This window comes from Amycolatopsis iheyensis, assembly GCF_024703995.1.
GTDB lineage: Bacteria > Actinomycetota > Actinomycetes > Mycobacteriales > Pseudonocardiaceae > Amycolatopsis > Amycolatopsis iheyensis.
Window position 1 is genome coordinate 135,372 of the sequence record NZ_JAMXQV010000028.1, and the last position, 19,319, is coordinate 154,690.

Annotated in this window: 18 protein-coding genes; 9 read left to right on the plus strand and 9 right to left on the minus strand. The window is 71.7% G+C overall.

Annotated elements, in window-relative coordinates:
- Positions 1 to 125: 125 nt before the first annotated feature.
- Positions 126 to 1,199: a Glu/Leu/Phe/Val dehydrogenase dimerization domain-containing protein gene (locus M8542_RS39455; protein WP_257925477.1), complete on the plus strand. Its 1,074-nt coding sequence runs from the start codon at positions 126 to 128 to the stop codon at positions 1,197 to 1,199.
- Positions 1,196 to 2,011: a serine hydrolase gene (locus M8542_RS39460; protein ID WP_257925478.1), complete on the plus strand. Its 816-nt coding sequence runs from the start codon at positions 1,196 to 1,198 to the stop codon at positions 2,009 to 2,011. Before M8542_RS39455 ends, M8542_RS39460 begins: the two co-directional genes overlap by 4 nt.
- Here the strand turns inward: M8542_RS39460 and M8542_RS50485 are convergent.
- From M8542_RS50485 to M8542_RS39475, 3 genes are all read right to left on the minus strand, one after another.
- Entirely contained in the window at positions 1,984 to 3,597 is a 1,614-nt protein-coding gene (locus M8542_RS50485; RefSeq protein WP_257925479.1) for a caspase, EACC1-associated type, read from the minus strand. The genes M8542_RS39460 and M8542_RS50485 overlap by 28 nt on opposite strands.
- A 43-nt stretch (positions 3,598 to 3,640) precedes the next feature.
- Positions 3,641 to 4,000, minus strand: coding sequence for an effector-associated constant component EACC1 (locus M8542_RS39470; RefSeq protein ID WP_257925480.1), 360 nt, complete (start codon positions 3,998 to 4,000; stop codon positions 3,641 to 3,643).
- A 140-nt stretch (positions 4,001 to 4,140) separates the two neighbouring features.
- A complete protein-coding gene (locus M8542_RS39475) occupies positions 4,141 to 5,082 on the minus strand; it encodes a LysR substrate-binding domain-containing protein (RefSeq protein WP_257925481.1) in 942 nt (313 codons plus the stop codon).
- An 83-nt stretch (positions 5,083 to 5,165) separates the two neighbouring features.
- Between M8542_RS39475 and M8542_RS39480 the strand changes: the two genes are divergently transcribed.
- Positions 5,166 to 6,089: an MBL fold metallo-hydrolase gene (locus M8542_RS39480; protein WP_257925482.1), complete on the plus strand. Its 924-nt coding sequence runs from the start codon at positions 5,166 to 5,168 to the stop codon at positions 6,087 to 6,089.
- Here the strand turns inward: M8542_RS39480 and M8542_RS39485 are convergent.
- The 5 genes from M8542_RS39485 to M8542_RS39505 form a co-directional block, all read right to left on the minus strand.
- Positions 6,065 to 7,216: a glycosyltransferase 87 family protein gene (locus tag M8542_RS39485; protein WP_257925483.1), complete on the minus strand. Its 1,152-nt coding sequence runs from the start codon at positions 7,214 to 7,216 to the stop codon at positions 6,065 to 6,067. The two genes, M8542_RS39480 and M8542_RS39485, sit on opposite strands and share 25 nt — an antisense overlap.
- A 102-nt stretch (positions 7,217 to 7,318) precedes the next feature.
- A complete protein-coding gene (locus M8542_RS39490; protein WP_257925484.1) occupies positions 7,319 to 7,984 on the minus strand; it encodes a response regulator in 666 nt (221 codons plus the stop codon).
- A complete protein-coding gene (locus M8542_RS39495) occupies positions 7,981 to 9,207 on the minus strand; it encodes an ATP-binding protein (protein ID WP_257925485.1) in 1,227 nt (408 codons plus the stop codon). Before M8542_RS39495 ends, M8542_RS39490 begins: the two co-directional genes overlap by 4 nt.
- A gap of 100 nt (positions 9,208 to 9,307) precedes the next feature.
- Complete coding sequence (locus M8542_RS39500; RefSeq protein ID WP_004559232.1) at positions 9,308 to 9,493, minus strand: DUF5302 domain-containing protein; 186 nt, start codon at positions 9,491 to 9,493, stop codon at positions 9,308 to 9,310.
- 82 nt (positions 9,494 to 9,575) lie between these two features.
- On the minus strand, positions 9,576 to 10,520 hold the full coding sequence (locus M8542_RS39505; RefSeq protein WP_257925486.1) for a winged helix-turn-helix transcriptional regulator: 945 nt from the start codon (positions 10,518 to 10,520) through the stop codon (positions 9,576 to 9,578).
- 203 nt (positions 10,521 to 10,723) lie between these two features.
- Here M8542_RS39505 and M8542_RS39510 point away from each other — a divergent pair, with 203 nt between their 5' ends.
- The 5 genes from M8542_RS39510 to M8542_RS39530 all read left to right on the plus strand — a co-directional run bounded on the left by M8542_RS39510 (position 10,724) and on the right by M8542_RS39530 (position 16,886).
- Positions 10,724 to 12,196: a carotenoid oxygenase family protein gene (locus M8542_RS39510; protein WP_257925487.1), complete on the plus strand. Its 1,473-nt coding sequence runs from the start codon at positions 10,724 to 10,726 to the stop codon at positions 12,194 to 12,196.
- Positions 12,193 to 13,884: a class I adenylate-forming enzyme family protein gene (locus M8542_RS39515; RefSeq protein WP_276587713.1), complete on the plus strand. Its 1,692-nt coding sequence runs from the start codon at positions 12,193 to 12,195 to the stop codon at positions 13,882 to 13,884. Before M8542_RS39510 ends, M8542_RS39515 begins: the two co-directional genes overlap by 4 nt.
- A 4-nt stretch (positions 13,885 to 13,888) precedes the next feature.
- On the plus strand, positions 13,889 to 15,076 hold the full coding sequence (locus M8542_RS39520; protein ID WP_257925489.1) for an acetyl-CoA acetyltransferase: 1,188 nt from the start codon (positions 13,889 to 13,891) through the stop codon (positions 15,074 to 15,076).
- A complete protein-coding gene (locus M8542_RS39525) occupies positions 15,073 to 16,032 on the plus strand; it encodes an LLM class F420-dependent oxidoreductase (RefSeq protein ID WP_257925490.1) in 960 nt (319 codons plus the stop codon). The genes M8542_RS39520 and M8542_RS39525 overlap by 4 nt, the downstream gene beginning before the upstream one ends.
- A gap of 335 nt (positions 16,033 to 16,367) precedes the next feature.
- A complete protein-coding gene (locus M8542_RS39530; RefSeq protein WP_257925491.1) occupies positions 16,368 to 16,886 on the plus strand; it encodes a pyridoxamine 5'-phosphate oxidase family protein in 519 nt (172 codons plus the stop codon).
- On the opposite strand, the gene M8542_RS39535 is transcribed toward M8542_RS39530, so the two are convergent.
- Entirely contained in the window at positions 16,876 to 17,718 is an 843-nt protein-coding gene (locus M8542_RS39535; protein ID WP_257925497.1) for an SGNH/GDSL hydrolase family protein, read from the minus strand. The genes M8542_RS39530 and M8542_RS39535 overlap by 11 nt on opposite strands.
- A 102-nt stretch (positions 17,719 to 17,820) precedes the next feature.
- Between M8542_RS39535 and M8542_RS39540 the strand changes: the two genes are divergently transcribed.
- Positions 17,821 to 19,056, plus strand: coding sequence for a PucR family transcriptional regulator (locus tag M8542_RS39540; RefSeq protein WP_257925492.1), 1,236 nt, complete (start codon positions 17,821 to 17,823; stop codon positions 19,054 to 19,056).
- Positions 19,057 to 19,319 lie beyond the last annotated feature (263 nt).

Sequence of the window (19,319 nt, forward strand, 5' to 3'; positions counted from 1 at the left end):
CACCGGGGATCTAGGTTGGTGCCGGGCACCCCTGTCGCGGACGACCTCCGCACGCGGGCACCCGCCAACCCCGTGAAGCGCGTCCCGGCCACGAACCGGACGCGGGAGACAAAGGAGTCACCACCGTGACCGAAGGAGTGTTCGCCCGGGGCACCGGGCACGAACAGGTCGTGTACTGCCACGACCAGGCCAGTGGCCTGAAGGCCATCATCGGCATCTACTCCACGGCGCTCGGCCCCGCCTTGGGCGGGACGCGCTTCCACCCTTACGCCACCGAAGCGGCCGCGCTCGACGACGTGCTCGCGCTGTCCAAGGGCATGGCGTACAAGAACGCGCTGGCCGGGCTCGACCTCGGCGGCGGCAAGGCCGTCATCCTCGGCGACCCGAAGACGCTCAAGTCCGAAGCGCTGCTGCGCGCGTACGGGCGCTTCGTGCAGTCCCTGGGCGGCCGCTACATCACGGCGTGCGACGTCGGCACCTACGTGCAGGACATGGACGTCGTGGCCCGCGAGTCCCAGTACGTCACCGGGCGCTCGCCCGAAGACGGCGGCGCGGGCGACTCGTCGGTGCTCACCGCGTTCGGCGTCTTCCAGGGCATGCGTGCCTCGGCCGAGCACCTCTTCGGCAGCCCGGACCTGGCCGGCAAGCGCGTCGGCGTTGCCGGCGTCGGCAAGGTCGGGCACATCCTCGTCGGGCACCTCGTGGACGCCGGCGCGCAGGTGACGATCACCGACGTCTACGCGCCCGCGATCGCGCGGACGCTCGAGATCTACCCGAACGTGCAGGTCGCGTCCGATGTGGACACCCTGCTGCGGGCCGAGCTGGACGTCTTCGCGCCGTGCGCGCTGGGCGGCGTGCTGAACGACGACACAGTGCCGGTGCTCGGCGCGAAGATCGTCTGCGGCGCGGCCAACAACCAGCTCGCGCACGCCGGCGTCGACAAGCAGCTCGCCGACCGCGGTGTGCTGTACGCGCCGGACTACCTGGTCAACGCCGGCGGCGTGATCCAGGTCGACGACGAGCGCCACGGCTTCGACTTCGCGCGCGCCAAGCGCAAGACCACGGCCATCTTCGACACGACGAAGGCCGTGTTCGCCCTGGCGGACACCGACGGCGTCCCGCCGGCGACGGCGGCCGACCGGCTCGCGGAGCGGCGGATGGCGGAGGTCGGGCGGCTGCGGTCCATCATGACCGTGTGACCCTTTCGGACATCTTCGAAGCGGCGGGCGTGCGGGGCTTCCTGCACGCCCGCCGGCTCGGTTCGCCCGGCTGCGTGGGCGCCGGCGCCGACACGCCGGTCGTGCTGGCGTCCGTGGTGAAGGTGCCGCTGGCGTACGAGTTCGCCCGGCAGGTGGCCGCGGGGCTGCTGGACCCGGCGGACCGGGTGCACGCGTCGGCGGCGGACCGCCTGGGCGGCAGCGGCTCGGCGGGCTTCGCCGACGACGTCTCCTACAGCCTGCGGGACGCGGCGCTGCTGGCCCTGTCGGTGTCCGACAACACGGCCGCGGACCTGCTGTTCGACCGGGTGGGCGTGGCGAACGTCCGGTCGCTGCTGACGGAGCTGGGCCTGCCGCGCACGTCGGTCATCGGCCCGCCGCGGGAGCTGCTGCGCACGATCATGGCGGACACCGCCGCCGGGGTTCCGCTGCGTGCGTTGGATCCACTTCGGACGTCGTCGACGACACCGCGCGAGATGACGACGCTGCTGGCGGCGATCTGGGCGGACCCGGGCCCGGGCGCGCAGGTCCTGTCGTGGATGTCGGCGCAGGTCAGCTGGCACCGGCTGACGGCGGGGTTCCCGCCGTCGGTGGCGGTGGCGGCCAAGACGGGGACGATGCCGGGCATCCGCAACGAGATCGGCGTCGTGACGTACCCGGACGGGTGCGCGTACGCGGTGGCGGTGTTCACCGTGGGCGGCGCGGAGACGTTGCGGCGCCCGGACATCGACCGCGCGATCGGCGACGCGGCCCGGGCCGCCGTGGCTCAGCTGCGGTCGGGCGGAGCCGGTTGAGCGGGCTTGGCCTGCTCACACAACGCCCGTAGCTCATGGTGGAGTACCCGGTGCAGGGCACTAACCCGGTTCGTTGCCCACTCGACGGCGTTGCTCCATCCCGGGCCGTCAGCGGTGGAGACGTTGAAGTCGGTCAGGTATGCCGCGATCCGACTTGCCCGGTTGTTGTCCAGCCGTTCCCACGTGACCTCGAAACCCAACTCGTCTTCGACGGCATTACGGCGCTGGTGAAGCACATCGAAGATGGCTTTGGTCGTGTCATTGTCGCCGGTGTCGAGATAGATCTCGACTCGGAAACCCAGCCTGCTGAAAGTCAGGGCATAGTGTCCGTAAGGACCGGAAGCAAATGAGCACTCGTTTGCCGGGCGCACACGCGGTGCCCGGATTCCGGGCGCAATGCCATGAAGGCGTGCGAAGACTTGCTCGAAGAACACTCGCCGAACTTCGTTGATGGAGGCCTCCGTGCCCGCCGGCTCTTGTGAGGTACGCATGGCGATGGACCTTCGCGACAGGTAGCGCCGCAGCAGTAGAAAGCCGAACAGCACGAACAAACCGACCGTCAACACCATGCCGGTTATTGCGGTGCCTGCGTCGTGATAGGCACCGGAGGCGGTCGCCCCGATACTTCCGATGACCAGCAGCGCACCTCCGGACGTCAGGATCCACAACGCGGTAGTCCAGGCTCCGCGTCCCAGGCCTCGGAGCGAGTCATCCGAGATGAGTGGTCGTAGCGCCGGACGGCTGTCGGTCGAGGTGACCGTAGGCGGCTCGAGCCAGTTTTCAGAAGCTGGCTGCAATGGGTGCAGAGGTAGATCTGTCGGCGGCACTTCCGGCTTCGGAGCAGGTGGCTCGGCCTGGTGCTGTGGCGGGGACACCGGCTCTTGACGGGGTACCCGGCGAACTACGATGTTGCCGCTTGTGTCACCCGCCAGATTCTTCGGTTTGGGAAAGCCGCGCTTCGCCATTGCGACCTGTAACGGCTGGTAGAGGTCTCCCAGAAGGACATCCGATGCTCGGCCGGGGATCCCGTTGGTCGATATGGACAGCAACTCAGCGGTGAACGCGGTGTATCGCTCGCCGGGCACGGCGCGTGACTCCCGGTTCGCTTCCGTCGAGGTCAGGATGTACGTACCGGAGACCGCGATCTTGGCCAGCGCGGCAGACTTGCTGGACATCGCACCGATGGCACGACCCGAGAAGCAACAATCGAGGATGAGAATCTTGGTTTTCGCGGGGCTGTCTTCGATAGCGTGCCTCACTGCGCTGAAGGCGACCGAGGTCATATCCGCCAGTCGCTCGTCGGTCTGCCGGACGGTCAGGTAGAGATCCGCCTCGGGACCGCCGAGAATCCCATGGCCGGCATAGTAAACGAGAAGCACATCTTCAGCTTGTTGCGTGGCGCGAACCAGTCTGCGCATGAAGCTTTGAGGCGAGTCCGGGTTGTTGACGACCATGCACCGGTCATGTGCGAAGACACCGGTCTCGGGATGGGTCAGTGCTTGTTCGAGCGCGACGAGGTTGTTGTGGACTCCGGGGAGATGGTCGAGGCCGCCTGGCTCCTCGTAGTCGCTGGTACCGACGAGCACGGCCTAGGAAAGCCGCTGATCGGGATAGCTGGCCATCGTGGATTCACTCCCTGGCATCGATGAACCGAATGACCGTTTCCAGAGTTGCCTCCGCGGACTTGTCGTTGGTGAGCCGAAGGCGCAACCGTTGGCCGTCTCCCCGCTCGAGTTCCAGGTCGAACACCACCGATTTCCGGCGTTGCCCGAGGTACGTAAAGAGTGACTTGACGAACACCGTGCCGAATCCGCCGCCCAGTAACAAGGTCAGGTAGTCGAGGGCGCCACCCATGTGACCTTGGCCAGGCGTCTTGTCGTGCAAGGTCAGGCGGCTACGCAGATCATCTTCGGCGCGCAGCCACTTGATCAATGCTCTCAACTCGTCCGGATCGTCTTGAGCTGAAATTCGAACTTCATCCGAGGTCAAGGCGCATCTATCCCCCTCTTCGACGGCAATCGCCGAGCCGTGAGGGTACGCTGCCAAATCGAGTAGATCCAGATAGCCGAGGCTGCCTGACCCATTCGGCGTAGTGCGCGGTTTGCTGTTATCGACTGATATCCAGTGGCTCAGCTGCGGTCGTAGAAGACGTCCCACGGCCGGGCCGCCTGCGGCTCGACGACGATCCGCGACACCCCGTCGTTCTCGAGGACTTCGGCGGCGATCCCGGCCAGCTGGCCGGCCTGCGGGTGCGGGCTCGACGACGGCCAGGCGAACGCCGTCCGCTCGGTCAGCCGGTCGGTGAGCGGCCGCCAGACGACGCGGGGTTCCTTGCGGGCGCGTGGCTCGAACGCGACCCCGTGCCCGGCCAGCACGAGGCCGAGCGCGAACTCCGGGTTGCGGGCGTGCCGGATCGAGGCCGGCCGGAAGCCGTGGTCCCAGCAGGCGCGCAGAAGCGCGTCGTAGCTGCCCGGCGCAGCGGCGCGCGGAGCGTGGACCAGGCCCTCGCCGGCGAGGTCGGCCAGCGCGAGCGCCGAGCGGCGCGCGAGTGGCGAATCCCGGGGGAGGACCACGCCCAGCGGGGTGTCGATCGCGGGTCCGAGGTCCAGCCCGACGACGTCCACCGGCAGCTGCAGGAGGCCGGCGTCGAGCTCGCGGTCGGCGAGCAGGCGCGTCTGCTCGGCGGTGGTCAGCTCCTGCAGATCGAGCCGGATCGCCGGGCACGCGTCGGCGAACTTCGTCAGGATCTCGGCCAGCACCCGGCCGGGCAGCTCCGGCGGCACGCCCGCGCGCAGGGCGTCCATCTCGCCGCGCTCGGCCTTGGCGACAAGCGTGGTCATCCGGTCCCACCGGCTCAGGAGGTCCCGCGCTTCGGCGCGCAGGACCTCACCGGCCTCGGTGAGCGTGACGCGCCGGCCGCGGTCGAACAGCTTCGCGCCCAGCTCGGCTTCGAGCCGCTTGACGCGCTGGCTCAGCGGCGGCTGCGCGATGCCGAGCCGCTCGGCGGCGCGGCCGAAGTGCAGTTCGTCGGCGACCACGAGGAAGTACCGCAGCGAGCGAAGGTGGTCCACGCTGTGATGATAGCCGTCCGCATATCGACATGCCGACGTCTCGATCTTGGACAGCACTCCGCCACCCGTGGTCGGGTGGCGCCATGAACACAGGACTCAGCAGGCGCGGGCTGTTCGGCGCGAGCGCGGCGGCGGCGGCCATCCTGGCGGGCGCGCCGGTGGCAGCCGCTTCGAGCACGTCGCAAATGTCGTTGCGGTGGTGGGGGAACAACGGCTGGGAAATCCGCGTCGGCGGCAAGACGATCCTCATCGACCCGTGGCTGACCCGCTTCAAGACGGGGACGTACACGCCCGCGGGGGCGGACCCGCACACACCGCTGTCGGTGAACCGCGCGCTGATCGACGGCTACCTGGACCGCGGCTTCCTGCGGGCGGACCACATCCTGGTGACCCACGGCCACTACGACCACCTGACGGACGTCCCCTACCTGGCCCAACGCACCGGCGCGACGGTCTTCGGCACCGAGACCCATTTGAGTCTCATGGCGGCACTGGGTGCCCCGGAGGACCAGCTGGCGATCGCGAGCGGCGGCGAGGACCTGACGTTCGACGGCTACTCGATCCGCATCCTGCGCTCCCTGCACTCGGCAACGGGCGAGCGAGCGAGGGTGCCGTTCCCGGGTTCACGCCCCCTGTCCCGCCGCGACCGGCCGCGCGTCATCGAAGACCTGGTCGAAGGCGGCACGCTGGCGTACGCGGTGTCGGGCGGCGGCGCGAGCGTGGTGAACTTCGGGGGGTCTAACTACATCGAATCGGAGCTGGCGGGCCTGCGCCCGGACGTGGCGTGCGTCCCGGTCGGCGGGGCGAAGGTGACGCAGTATGTGCCACGGCTGCTGCGAGCACTGGGCAACCCCCGCTTCGTGGCGGCGACGCACTGGGATGACTTCGACCTGCCGCTGGGACAGGCGCACGATCCCAATGGCGGGCTGGAGGTGCTGCGGAAGGCGGTGGCGGCGACGTCGAGCGAGTTCGTGGTGCTGGATCACCTGGGTTCGTTCACCCCGTAGCCGTGCGCGACACCGGGAGCCGGCCCGACCCGGCGACTTCGCCGGATCGCCGCCACGACGAGCACCACGCCCGCGACGACGGCGACCAGCAGGTAGGCGTTGCCGACGAGGGCCTGCCCGGCGGTCCAGTCCCGCTCCCGCCCCTGACCGCCGGGCACCACCGCCACGGTCCAGCCGGTGAACAGCACCGCGAGGACCAGGGCGGACCACCGGCGGCCGGTGGTGAGCAGGTAGCCGAGCGCGGGCCCGACCCACACCCAGTGGTGCGTCCAGGAAATCGGGCTCACCAGCAGCGCGCACCCGGCGGTGACCAGCAGCGCGCCGCGTTCGTCGCCGGCCAGCCACCGCCACCGGACGACGACCACGGCACCCGCCACGATCAGCGCGACGGCCGCGAGCAGCCAGGCCTGGCCGGGAGCCGTCCGGTCGGCGAACCCCGCCCAGGACTGGTTCCCCACCCAGCCCTTCATCCGCGCGAAGTGGTCGTTGAACAACGCGGAAGTCCAGTACCGCACCGAGTCGGCCGGAAGCAGCACCGCGCCGAGCGCGGTCGCGCCGGCGAACGTGCCGAGGGCGCGGGCCGCGTCGGCCCGGCGGCCGGTGAGCAGCAGGTGGACGACGAAGATCAACGGGATCAGCTTGATCGCGGCCGCGAGGCCGATCAGCACCCCGCCGGCCGAGCCGCGCCGCCGCAGCACGTCGACGACCACGAGCGCCATCAGCACCAGGTTGAGCTGGCCCAGCCCGATGGTCTGCCACACCGGCTGCAGCGCGAACGCGGCGAGCAGCGCCCCGGCGCCCGGCGCGTACGGGCGCAGGGCCACGGCCAGCGCGGGTGCCGCGGCCATCGCGACCAGCCCCCAGCACCACTGCACGGGCAGCGCGGCGAATGGCGTGAACAGCAGCGCCGCGAACGGCGGGTAGGTGAACGGCAGCTCCGGGGCCCAGGCGGGCAACGCCGACAGGTGTCCGTACAGCGGTTCCCCGCGGAGCACGGCGATCCCGCCGGCGCGGTACACCGCGGAGTCGACGCCGAGCGGCCGGCCGAGTGCCCACCACGTCACCGCGACGAGCGCGAACGCCACTGCCGCCGTCACCACCACGGTCGTCCGCCGCGAAATCCCCATGGCCGCAACGATGATCGACAGCGGGCGGCCGGTCGTCGTGCCCCGGTGCCCACTTCCGGTGGCACCCCGGTAGGGCCGCCGGAAGCGCGTGCTACCCCGGTATCACCGGCCCGGCACCACGATGCCCGCTTCGTAGGCGGCCACGACCGCCTGTGCCCGGTCCCGCGCGCCGAGCTTGCCGAACACCCGGCTGACGTGGGTCTTCGCGGTCTGTTCGGCGATCACCAGCACTTCGGCGATCTCCTTGTTGGACAGGCCCTTCGCGACCAGGCGGAGCACCTCGGTCTCCCGCTCGGTCAGGTCGGAGATCCCCGAACGCCCCCGCGCGCCGGGTTCGGCGGCCTGGCCGCGAACCGCGAACTCGCCGATGAGCCGGCGGGTGACCGACGGGGCGAACAGGGCGTTGCCTGCGGCGACCACCCGCACCGCGACGACCAGGTCGTCCAGCGGCGCGTCCTTGAGCAGGAAGCCGCTGGCGCCCGCGCGCAACGCTCCGTAGACGTACTCGTCGATGTCGAACGTCGTCAGCATCAGCACGCGGACTGCGCCGCCCGTGCCGAGAATGCGGCGGGTTGCTTCCACGCCGTCCACGCCGGGCATGCGGACGTCCATCAGCACGACGTCCGGCGAGAGCTCCGCGCAGCCGCTCACCGCTTCGGCGCCGTCCGCGGCCTCGCCGACCACCCGGATGTCGTCCTGGGCGTCCAGCACGGCGCGGAAACTCTGCCGGACCATGGTCTGGTCGTCGGCGATGAGCACGGAAATCACACGTTCTCCTCCTGGTCCAGCGGCAGGTCCGCGGTGACCTCGAACCCGCCGTCGGCCGTCGGCCCGGCCGCCAGCCTGCCACCCAGCATCGCGGCCCGCTCCCGCATGCCGAGCAGCCCGTGCCCGCTGGTTCCGGCCGGCCGGCCGGAACCACCCGCCGCGTTGCGGACCACCGCGTGCACGGCCCCGCCGTCAACTCGCAGTTCGACGTCGATCGCCGCGCCGGGTGAGTGCCGGACCGCGTTGCTCAGCGCCTCCTGCACGATCCGGTAGGCGGACAACGCGACGCCCGCGGGCAGCGCGTCGAACTCCCCGTGCACCCGTACCGTGCAGGCCGTGCCGAGCGCACGCACCCGCTCCGCCAGCTCGGCCACCCGGGTGCCGTCCGGTTGCGGCGCGACCGGCTCGCCGGTGCTCTCGGTCCGCAGGACGCCGAGCAGCCGGCGCATCTCGACCATGCCTTCCCGCGCGGTCCCGGTCAGCTCGGCGAACTCGGCACGCACGTCGTCCGGCAGGCCGGGGAAGCGGTAGCGCGCGGAATCGGTGCGCAGGGCGAGCACGGACATGTGGTGGGCGACGACGTCGTGCAGTTCCCGGGCGATGCGCGCGCGTTCTTCGAGAACCGCGGCCCGCGTCTCCTCCGCCGCCCGCCTTCGTTGCTGTTCGGCGCTCTCCCGTTCGGCGACCCGCCGCTGCCGCACCGCGTTGCCGCCGAGCAGCACCGCCGCCATCAGGGCCACCAGCAGCGCCAGGTCGCGCCAGTCGCCGAGCCAGACGCCCATCGCGGCGGCCGAGACCACGCCGACCACGACCAGGGCGGCCTGCGAGTGCGCGGCCGCGACCAGGAAGAAGACGAGCGCGGCCGTCAGCGCCAGGCCCGGTGACCACGGCCAGCCCCACAGCCGGGGCAGGGCCGGGTACGCGGCCGGGGTGGCCAGGACCAGCACGACGAGCAGCCGCCACGCCCACAACGGCGACCGGACGGCGACGATCGCGGGCGCCGCACTCGCCACGGCGAGGCCGAGGGCCAGTGCGCTCCCGGCCGTTTCCCCCGGCGCCGTCTGCGCCGCCAGGAACCCGCTCCAGAGCCCGACACCCACCACGGCCGCGGTGCGCAAGCGGGCCGCGCCGGCCGACCGGGCCCGCACCTCGGGCCGGGCCCCGGCGTAGAGGACGTGCCGGGTGGTCCGCCACACCTCGTCCCACCGCACCCGACCGGCCATCGGCCCACCTTAGGACGCCGGCGCCGCCCGGGTACGCCGAAGGCCACCGTGGACGGGTGCCCGTGGTGGCCTTCGAAGGGTTCCGGAAGTGCCGGGAGTCTCAGCCGCTCTTCCGCCGGAACGTCCGCTTGTTCGCCGCGGGCCCGTGCGCGTGCTGGTTCTTCCCGCCGCCGTTCTCGTGGGACGCGCCCGAGCGCGCGTGCGCCTGCTTGCGCTCCAGCGCCTCCCGGAACTTGCGCTTGACGTCGTCCTCCTCGCCGCTGGGCGACGGATTCGGTTCACTCATGCTTACCTCCGGAACAGACGACGTGTGACCGCTCCAGCCTGGCACCAGGCCAACCGCTTGGCGAGTCGATTACGCCACACCGTCAGCGTTTCGGGGCCGGCACTCCGCCGAACTGCACCGACTGGCGCGTCAGGGGGCGGCCGCAGTGGTCGCACAGCAGCATCGGCTGCAGCCGGTTGCCGCATTCGACGTGGTGGAGCGTGATGTCCGGCTCCTGGCCCGTCACCTCGAAGCCGCGGGACCACTCCGCGATGAACGCCAGCGCCGGGAAGAACGCCAGCCCCTTCGCTGTCATCCGGTAGTCGCGCGCGTCCGTGCGGGTCGCCGCCGTGCCGGTGCGCAGGACCCCCACCTCGACCAGCTTGCTCAGCCGCGCCGACAGCACGCTCGGCCCGATGCCCAGCTCGCGCTCGAACTCCGAGAAGTGCCGGCAGCCGAGCAGCGCCGACACCAGCAGCCCGGTCGACCAGCGGTCGCCCAGCAGCTCCATCGTGTCGGGGAAGAACATCAGCGGGTCGCCGGCCAGGGACTCCGCGTCCTTGCGGCGGAAGCGCTTGGACGCCGTCGCCGCCGCGACGCCGGTGCTGTCCAGCCGCGAAGCCCGCACGTCGCGGGCGTCGACCCGGCGGCCGCACGCCCCGCAGCCCAGGGGCGCTGATGTAGCCAGCTCACAGTCGAGGTGGACCAGCGTCGGCAGCACCTCGCGGCGGCCTTCGACCCACTCGCGCTCCCAGGCCCAGATCGAAATCAGCAGCGGCCACAGCTCCAGGCCGCGCTCGGTGAGCCGGTACTCGTGCCGCGTGCGGCGCGCGTCGCGGTACGGCACGCGCGTGAGCATGCCCGCGTCCACCATGTCCCGCAGCCGCCCGGACAGCGCCGTCGGGGAGATGCCCAGCCGCAGCCGCAGCTCTTCGTACCGTCTGAAGCGCAGGAACAGGCTCTGCAGGATGAGCAGCGTCCACTGGTCACCGACCAGTTCGAGCGCCCTCCGCAGCGGATCCCCCGCGGGCCGGATGCGCTCTGTCATCCGGGACTCCGCCCCGGGCCGGGGGCTCTGCCACCCGGAACCCCCGAAAGATGGCTGTGCGGTCGCCTCGGTCACCGAACTTCCCCCTTGCTAAGTAGCGGCCTCAGCGTAACACCTGACTACACCTAAAGAAGCCTATTGACACCTGACTACACAAATCATAGTCTCGTCCCCAACAGCCCGCAGAGTCAGGGAGCAGCCCGATGACCAGCACCTCCGAACAGCCGCTGATGGTGGCCCGGACGGCGGACACCGGCGAGGAGAACCCCTACCTGCTCGGCGTCTACGCCCCGGTCGGCACCGAGATCGACGCCGAAGACCTGCAGGTCATCGGCGAGATCCCGAAGGACCTCAACGGCGTCTACCTGCGCAACGGCCCCAACCCGCGGTTCGCCCCCGAAGGCCGCTACCACTGGTTCGACGGCGACGGCATGATCCACGCCGTCCACCTGGAGAACGGCAAGGCGCGCTACCGCAACCGCTGGGTCCGCACGAAGGCGTTCGAGGCCGAGTCCGACGCCGGCCGCGCGCTCTGGACCGGCGTCATGGAGAACCCGAAGGACAACCCCTTCGGCAACAGCCACGGCCTGGGCCTCAAGGACAACGCCAACACCGACGTCGTCTTCCACCGCGGCCGCATCCTCGCGACCTGGTACCTGTGCGGCTCGCCGTACGGCATCGACCCGCTCTCCCTGGAGACCCTCGGCGCCGAAGACTTCCTCGGCACGCTGGTCGGCGACATGATGGCCCACCCCAAGGTCGACGAGGCCACGGGCGAGCTGTTCTGGTTCGACTACGGCCCGCGCCCGCCGTACCTGCGCTACGGCGTGATCAGCGCGGACGGCCAGGTCGTCAAGACGACCGAGATCGAGCTGCCCGGCCCGCGCCTGCCGCACGACATGGCGATCACCGAGCACTACGCGGTGCTGATGGACCTGCCGCTGGTCCAGGACCTGGAGGCGGCCAAGCTCGGCCGCCACAAGCTGCACTTCGACCGCTCGATGCCGAGCCGCTTCGGCGTGCTGCCACGCTACGGAGACGGTAGCCAGATCAAGTGGTTCGAAGCGAGCCCGTGCTACATCTACCACGTCGTCAACGCCTGGGAGCAGGGCGAAGAGGTCGTCCTCGACGTCTGCCGCGTGCGCAAGCCGGCCCCGCGCGCCGACGCGCACACGCCGCTCGCGAAGATGCTCTCCTACCTGCGCCTGGACGCCCAGCTGCACCGCTACCGCTTCAACCTGCGGACCGGCGCGTGCCACGAGGCGCCGCTCGACGACGCCAACACCGAGTTCCCCACCGTCGACTCCCGAGGCGTCGGCCGGACGAACCGGTTCTCCTACGCGGTGCACATCTCGCCCGAGTCGACGCTGAAGTTCGACGGGCTCGTGCGCTACGACAATCTTGCCGGCTCCAAGACCGAATACCGGTTCGGTCCCGGCCGGTGGGGCAGTGAGGCCCCGTTCGCACCCCGCGACGGAGCAGCCGCCGATTCGGCGGACGGTTATCTGGTGACGTTCGTGCAGGACGAGCGTGAGGGACGCTCGGAACTGGACATCTTCGACGCCGCCGATCTCGCTGCCGGACCCGTGGCCAGGGTCCTGTTGCCCCAGCGGGTGCCGCTCGGTTTTCACGCGACCTGGGTCCGGGCGGACCAGCTGGAAAACCTCCGTTCATGAGATGCCATCGAGAGGGTCGCGCCCGGGACTTCCGGGCGCGGGGATGGTGGAGTGCGGAGACGATCGACCGGCTCGTGAAGGAGCGGGTCAGTGCCGACCCGGAGGGTCTCGCGCTGGTCGATCCACCGAACACCACCGCACTGGTCGGACGCGACCCGGTGCGGTGGACCTGGAACCGGCTCGACGAACGTGTCGACGTCCTGGCCGCGTTCCTGCTCGCCAGAGGGGTGCGAGCAGGCGACGTCGTGGCCGTGCAGCTGCCGAACTGCTCGGCCCTGGTCCAGGCCTTCCTCGCGATCGTGCGGATCGGCGCGATCGTCACCCCGTTCCCGGTGTCCTACCGGGAACACGAACTCGGCCCGATGTGCCGGCGCACCGGGGCCGTGGGCGTGGTGACCGCATCCAGATACGGCGAGCACGAGCTCGCCGGGGCGGCCCTTGGGCTACAAGGCGCTTCGGCGCCGTCGGTCCGGTTCGTCGTCGCCCGGGGGGACGACGAACCGGCCGGCGCCCTGGCCTGGCCCGAAGAACCGCTGTCCGACCGCTCCACATTGGACGCGCACCTGGCCGCACTGGACACCGACGTCAACGACTGCGTGACGATCTGCTGGACGTCCGGCACCGAAGCCGAACCCAAGGCGGTGCCGCGCTGCCACGGCGACTGGCTCGCGACCGCGCGCGGCTGCGTCCAAGCCGCGGGGATCACCCCCGACGACGTCCTGCTCTCGCCGTTCCCGATGACGAACATGGCCGGCATCGGCGGGATGTTCCTGCCGTGGCTGCTGACCGGCGCGGTGTTCGTCCCGCACCACCCGTTCGACCTGCCGGTGTTCCTGGGGCAGCTCGCTTCCGAGCGCGTGACGTACACGCTCGCGCCGCCGGCGTTGCTGACCATGCTGCTGCACAACGAAAAGATCCTGTCCGGAGTGGACCTTGCCGCGCTGCGCAAGATCGGGTCCGGGTCGGCGCCGCTTTCGCCGTGGCTCGTGCGCACCTGGGCCGAGCGGCACGGCATCGACATCATCAACTTCTTCGGCTCCAACGAAGGCACGGCGCTGCTCTCGGGGCCCGTCGACATCCCGGACCCCGGCCAGCGCGCGAGCTACTTCCCGCACTACGCCTCCGACGTCACGTGGTCGACGCCCGTCGCCGGCTGGACGTCGGTGCGGCTGCACGACCCGGTCACCGGCGAGCACGTGACCGAACCCGGGCGGCCCGGCGAGCTGCACATCGCCGGGCCGACGGTGTTCGCCGGCTACCTCACGTCGGTGGGGGAGCCGCTCGACACGGCGTCCTTCGACGACGACGGGCACTTCCGCACCGGCGACGTGTTCGAGATCGCCGGGGCGCGCGGCGAGTTCCTGAAGTACGTCGACCGGCTGAAGGACCTGGTCATCCGCGGCGGGATGAACATCTCGCCCGCCGAGGTCGAGGGCCTGCTGGCCGGGCACCCGGACGTCGCCGACGTCGGGGTGATCGGCGTGCCCGACGACGTCATGGGGGAGCGGGTGTGCGCGGTCGTCGTGCCCGGCGCGCGCAAGCCGTCGCTCGACGAGCTGGTCGCCTACCTGCGCGAGAAGAAGGTGGCCGCGTTCAAGCTGCCGGAACGGCTCGAGTACGCCGACGCCTTGCCCCGCAACCCGGTGGGGAAGATCCTGAAGCGGCAGCTGCGGGAGAGTCTGGAGTGAAGCCATGACGGTGTTCGTGCTGGGTGGGGCGCAGACCGACTTCGCGCGCAACTACGCGAAGGAGGGGCGCGGGATCCTCGAGCTGTTCGCCGAGGCCGTGCCGGCCGCCCTCGCGGACGCCGGTGTTTCGCCTTCGGACGTCCAGGTCGCGCACGTCGGCAACCTGGCGGCGGAGCTGTTCACCGGGCAGGCGCAACTGGGCGGGCTGCTCGTGGCGGCCGTGCCGGAGCTGGCCGGCGTGCCCTCGACGCGGCACGAAGCCGCGTGCGCGTCCGGCAGCACCGCGGTGCTCGCCGCGTGCGCCGACATCGAGGCGGGCCGCTACGACCTGGCGCTGGTCGTCGGGGTCGAGCTGATGCGCAACGTCGACGGGCAGCGGGCCGCCGAGCACCTCGGGTCCGCCGCCTGGGCGGGGCACGAAGCCGTCGGCGCGAAGTTCCCGTGGCCGGCGCTGTTCGCCGACGTCGCCGCCGCCTACGACACGCGGTACGGGCTCGATCCCGCTCACCTCGGGGAGTTCGCCTCGCACGCTTTCTCGCGTGCCGCCCGGAATCCGGTCGCGCAGGCCCGTGACTGGCGCTTCCCGCCCGGTGCCTTCGGCACCGACGACGAGCTCAACCCGGTCATCGAGGGCGGCCTGCGCAAGCAGGACTGCGGCCGGATCACCGACGGCGCCGCGGCGGTGCTGCTGGCGTCGCCCGAGTTCGCCCGGCGGCTCGGCGGTGACTTCCCGCGCATCGCCGGTTTCGGGCACCGCACGTCGCACATCGGCCTCGCGGAGAAGCTTTCCGCCGACGGCGAGTACCTGTTCCCGCACCTGCGCGGCGCGATCACCGACGCCTACCGGCGCGCGGGGGTGGCCGGGCCGGACGCGCTCGACGTCGTCGAGCTGCACGACTGCTTCACGATCACCGGGCTGGTCGCGCTGGAGCACCTCGGCGCCGCGCCACCCGGCGACGGCGGCCGCTTCATCGCCGACGGTGGCCTCGACACGGCCGGGATCAACCCGGGCGGCGGTCTGATCGGCCTCGGCCACCCGGTCGGTGCGACGGGGGTCCGCATGCTGCACGACGTCGCCCGGCAGGTGCGGGGGACCGCGGGCGAGACGCAGGTCGAGGGCGCGCGGACGGCGTTGACGCTCAACGTCGGCGGCTCGTTCACCACCGTGGTCACCATGGTGGTCACCGCATGAGGCTTTCGGTGTCGCTCGGGCTCTGGCAGGACCGCCCGCCTGAGGAGGCGCTGGAGACCGCGCGCGCCGCCGAGGCCGCGGGGTATCCGGAGCTGTGGATCGGCGAGATGGCGACGTGGGACGCGTTCGCCTTGGGGACCGCGATCGGCGCTGCTTCCTCTCTTTCGCTGACTTTCGGGCCGCTCGCCGTGACGGTCCGCGACCCGGCGACGATCGCCATGGGCGTCGCCTCGGTCGCCGCGCTGACCGGGCGGCCGACCGGGGTCGCGCTGGGCACGTCCAGTGATGTGGTGGTCGAGGGCTGGCACGGCCGCTCGCGGGCTCGTGCCGCGACCGCCCTCGAGGAGTCGGCGATCGCCGTGCGACAGCTGGTCTCCGGCTCGAAGTCCACTGTGGACGGTTCGGTCGTGGGCTCGCGGGGTTACCGGTTGCGGTTGGCCGCGCCGAAGTCACCGCTGACGATCGCGGCGTTCGGGCCGCGGGCGCTGGAGGTGGCCGCGCGGCACGCGGACCGGATGGTGGTCAACCTGGTCAGCCCGGCCGCGGCCGCCGGTCTCGTGCGTGGCCTGCGCGAAGCGGCGGTGCGGGCGGCGCCGCCGACGGCCGCGTGGGTGGTCGGCGCGGTGGACCCGGGCGCCGCGGAGATCGAGCAGCTGCGCCGAGGGGTGGTGGGGTACCTGGCGGCACCGGGCTACGGCGAGATGTTCCGCGCGGCGGGGTTCGGCGGGCTGGTGGACTTCGCGCGCACCCGCCCGCACCCGCGCGAGCTGCTGGCCGCGGTGCCGGTCGAGGCGATCGCGGCGGTGGGCCTGGTGGGCTCGCCGGCGGAGATCGCGGCGAAGGCCCGGGAGTACGAAGAGGCGGGGATCGAGGAGCTGGCAATCGTCCCGGCGACATCGGACGACGACCCCGGCGGAGCGAAGACCTTGGCGGCGATCGCCGCGGCGCTGGGCTGAGCGCACCGGCTCGCCTTCTCTCGGTGGCCGAGTGGCCCCGCACAAACCCCGCGGCGGTCGGGGTTTCGTGCGTTCGGTCGCCCGGCCGTTTGCGGCACCGAGCTGATTGGGCTTTCGCGGGCCCGGCCACCCGGTCGCCGCGCCGCCGAGCTGAGCGCCTCGCGCGCCGGCCCGCCTTCGACCGGTGGCCGAGTGGCCCCGCGCAAACCTCGCGGCGGTCGGCTGGCCCGGGTTTCGCGCGTTCGGTCGTCCGGTCGCCGCGGCGCCGAGCTGATTCCCGCGAACCGGATCCTCGCCGCGTGTCGATCCGCCGTCTTCTCGTTCGACGCGTAGGCATGACTGAACCCACGAAGACCAAGAACCTCGACCAGAGCGGGTCCGCGGCGCTGCCGTGGAGCCGGGCGCGGGACCTCCTCGCGACCCAGACCCCGAAGGAAAACCTGACCTTCTTCGTCGGCACCGTCCGCCCCGACGGCCGGCCGCACGCCGCCGGCGTCGGCGCGATCTGGGTCGACGACACCCTCTACTTCGTCAGCGGACCGGGCACCCGCCGGGCCCGCAACCTCGCGGCGAACCCGGCGTGCAGTGTCTCGGTGCGGCTCAACGGGCTCGACCTCACCCTGGAGGGCGAAGCCGAGCGCGTCGCCGATGCCGCCACCCTCGAGCGCGTGGCGGCCGTTTACCGCGAGGGCGGCTGGCCCGCCGCGGTGGAAAACGGCGGGTTCAACGCGCCGTTCATGGCGCCGGGCGCCGGACCCGCCCCCTGGCACCTGTACCGGCTCGCGCTGCGCCGGGCCATCGGCGTCGCCGGCGCCGAGCCCCACGGCGCGTCCCGGTGGGACTTCACCCGCTGATCGCCGCCGTGACGAGCGCCCCGATGCCGCGCATGCCCGTGGCGTTGGGGTGCAGCGGGGCCGCGACCGCCGTCGGGATCACGCTCTCGAACCACTTCACCCCCGGCAGCTTGCAGACGTCGTGGCCGATCGACGCCGTGCGGACGTCGACGTACCGCGCGTGGTGCGCCGCCGCCTGGCGGGCCAGCGCCGCGTTCGTCTTGTCGATGCTGCCCTGGATGTAGTTCGCGTCGCGCGGGGTCAGTGGCGCGATCGGCCAGCACCCGTTGTGCGGCAGGTAGGTGCCGTAGCCGGCGACGAAGACGTCCGCGTTCGGCGCCTTCGCGTGGATCGCGTCCAGCAGCGCGCCCCACGTCGGCTCGAACGCGGCGATCTTCTCGGCCAGCTGGTCGTGACCGCCCGCCGTGAAGCGGTCGACGCAGTCCGGGTTGATGCCGGGCAGCAGGTTGATGCAGCTCGTCGCGGCGCCGACCAGGCCGACGTCGTTGCCGCCGATGGTCAGCGTCACCGTCTCCGTGCCGGCGCCGAGCGCGTCGAGCTGCGGCGGGACCGCGCCGGTCTCGGTCGACTGCGGCGCGTACATGTCCGCGGTCGTCGCGCCGGAGCACGTGACGTCCTTCAGCGGGACGCCGAGGCGTTTCGCCGCGACGTGCGGGTAGTTCGCGAGCGACCGGAGGCAGCCCGGGGAGCTGAGATCCGGCGGCAGGATCAGGGGGCCGGCCGCCGCGGAGTCCCCGAGCGCCACGTACTCGCCGGTGGCCGCGGCCGCGGTGCCCGCCGCCGTCATCGTCAGAGCCGCGACCAAGATCGTGATGAACGCCGTTGTCCTCACTCGCACGCCGTCCTCCTTGACGTAGTTGGCTTCCGTGACACCATCGGCACCGAGAGTGGCCGGATTTACTGGGAATCCGGGCAGAGAACGAGGGGATCGGTTGTGACGGAGCACAAAACCGGCGGCGACCTGACCCTCGGCGGCCAGCGCGTCCACGAGCGGCTGACCCGGGAGGAGCCCGCGCTGGTCGCGCGGGTGCTGACGCGCATCCAGGAGGAGGTCGCCGACTACCGGCGGCTGCCCGTCGAGGAGCTGGCCGGCGACATCGCGCGGATCACCCAGCAGGCCGTGCGCGCTTTCGCCCGGAGCCTGCGCGAGGACCGGCAGCTCAACGACGTCGAGCTGCGGCAGATCGGCGCGTCGGCGGTGCGCCGGGCCGAAGAGGGCTTTCCGCTGGAGGCCGTGCTGACCGCGTACCACGTCGGCGCGCGGGAGATCTTCGCCGTCGGCTCGGCGGAGGCGGGCAGCGCGGACGTCGCCGACCTCCTCGACGTCGCCGACCGCGTGCTCGCGTTCGTCGGCACGGTCACCGGCGCGGTCACCCGCGGCTACCTCGAGGAGCTGCGCACGAAGGTCGGGCAGGAGCACACGGCGCGTCGGACGCTGCTGTCGGTGCTGGTCGACGGCGGGCCGGTCGACGTCGTCGCGCGCAGTGCCGGGATCACGCTGCCGGCGCGGTACGTGGTGCTGAGCGTCGAGCTCGGGCCGCACGCGGACGAGGCGTCGCCGGGGGTGGACGCGGAGATCGCGGTCCGCCGCAAGCTGCGCTGCTTCCTGGCGGCGTTCGAACGCTGCTGCGGCGACGGCGTGCTGGCGTCCCTGACCGGCCCGGGCGGGCTGGTCCTGCTGCCGCTGGCCGGCCGGCTGACCGAGGTGGCGGAGTGGCGGTCGCTGGTGGACACGGCGGGCCGCGCGGCGGGCGTGGACGTCCTGGCGGCGGCGGAGCCGGCCGAGCCGTCCGAGGTCCGGCTCGTCGCCGGGCGGACCGGCGAGGTCCTGGACGTGCTGCGCTGGTTCGGCCGCCCACCGGGTCTCTACCGCCTCGACGACGTCCTGGTGGAGTACCAGCTGACCCGCCCGGGCGCGGCCCGAGACCGGCTCGCGGCGGTGCTCGAGCCGCTGTCGGCGCACCCCGAGCTGGTGGAGACGCTGTCGACGTACCTGGAGCTGGACACGAACCGCCGCCGCACGGCGGCCCGCCTGCACGTCCACCCCAACACGGTCGACTACCGCCTCCGCCGAGTCCGCGACCTGACCGACATCGACCCTCTCCACCCGGCGGGCCTGCCCCGCATCATCGCGGCACTGGCCGCCCGCCGAGCAACCCACCGCCCCTGACCCACCCACCGCCACCAACCGACCCCCAGGCACGCGCGCCGACCCTTCAAACACGCGAACTGTCCTTTGAATCACGCGAGTTCCGGCCCCAATCACGCGAGTTCTACCCCGGATCACGCGAGTGACGGGTCCGATCGGGTCTGTCAAACGAGCGGTGTAACTCGGGTTGAAAGGATCTACTTGCGTCCGGCGGCCAGGCGGCCGTCGAACGCGATCTCGAACGCGTTCAACGCGGGTTTCCAGCGCATCGTCCAGCGTTTGCG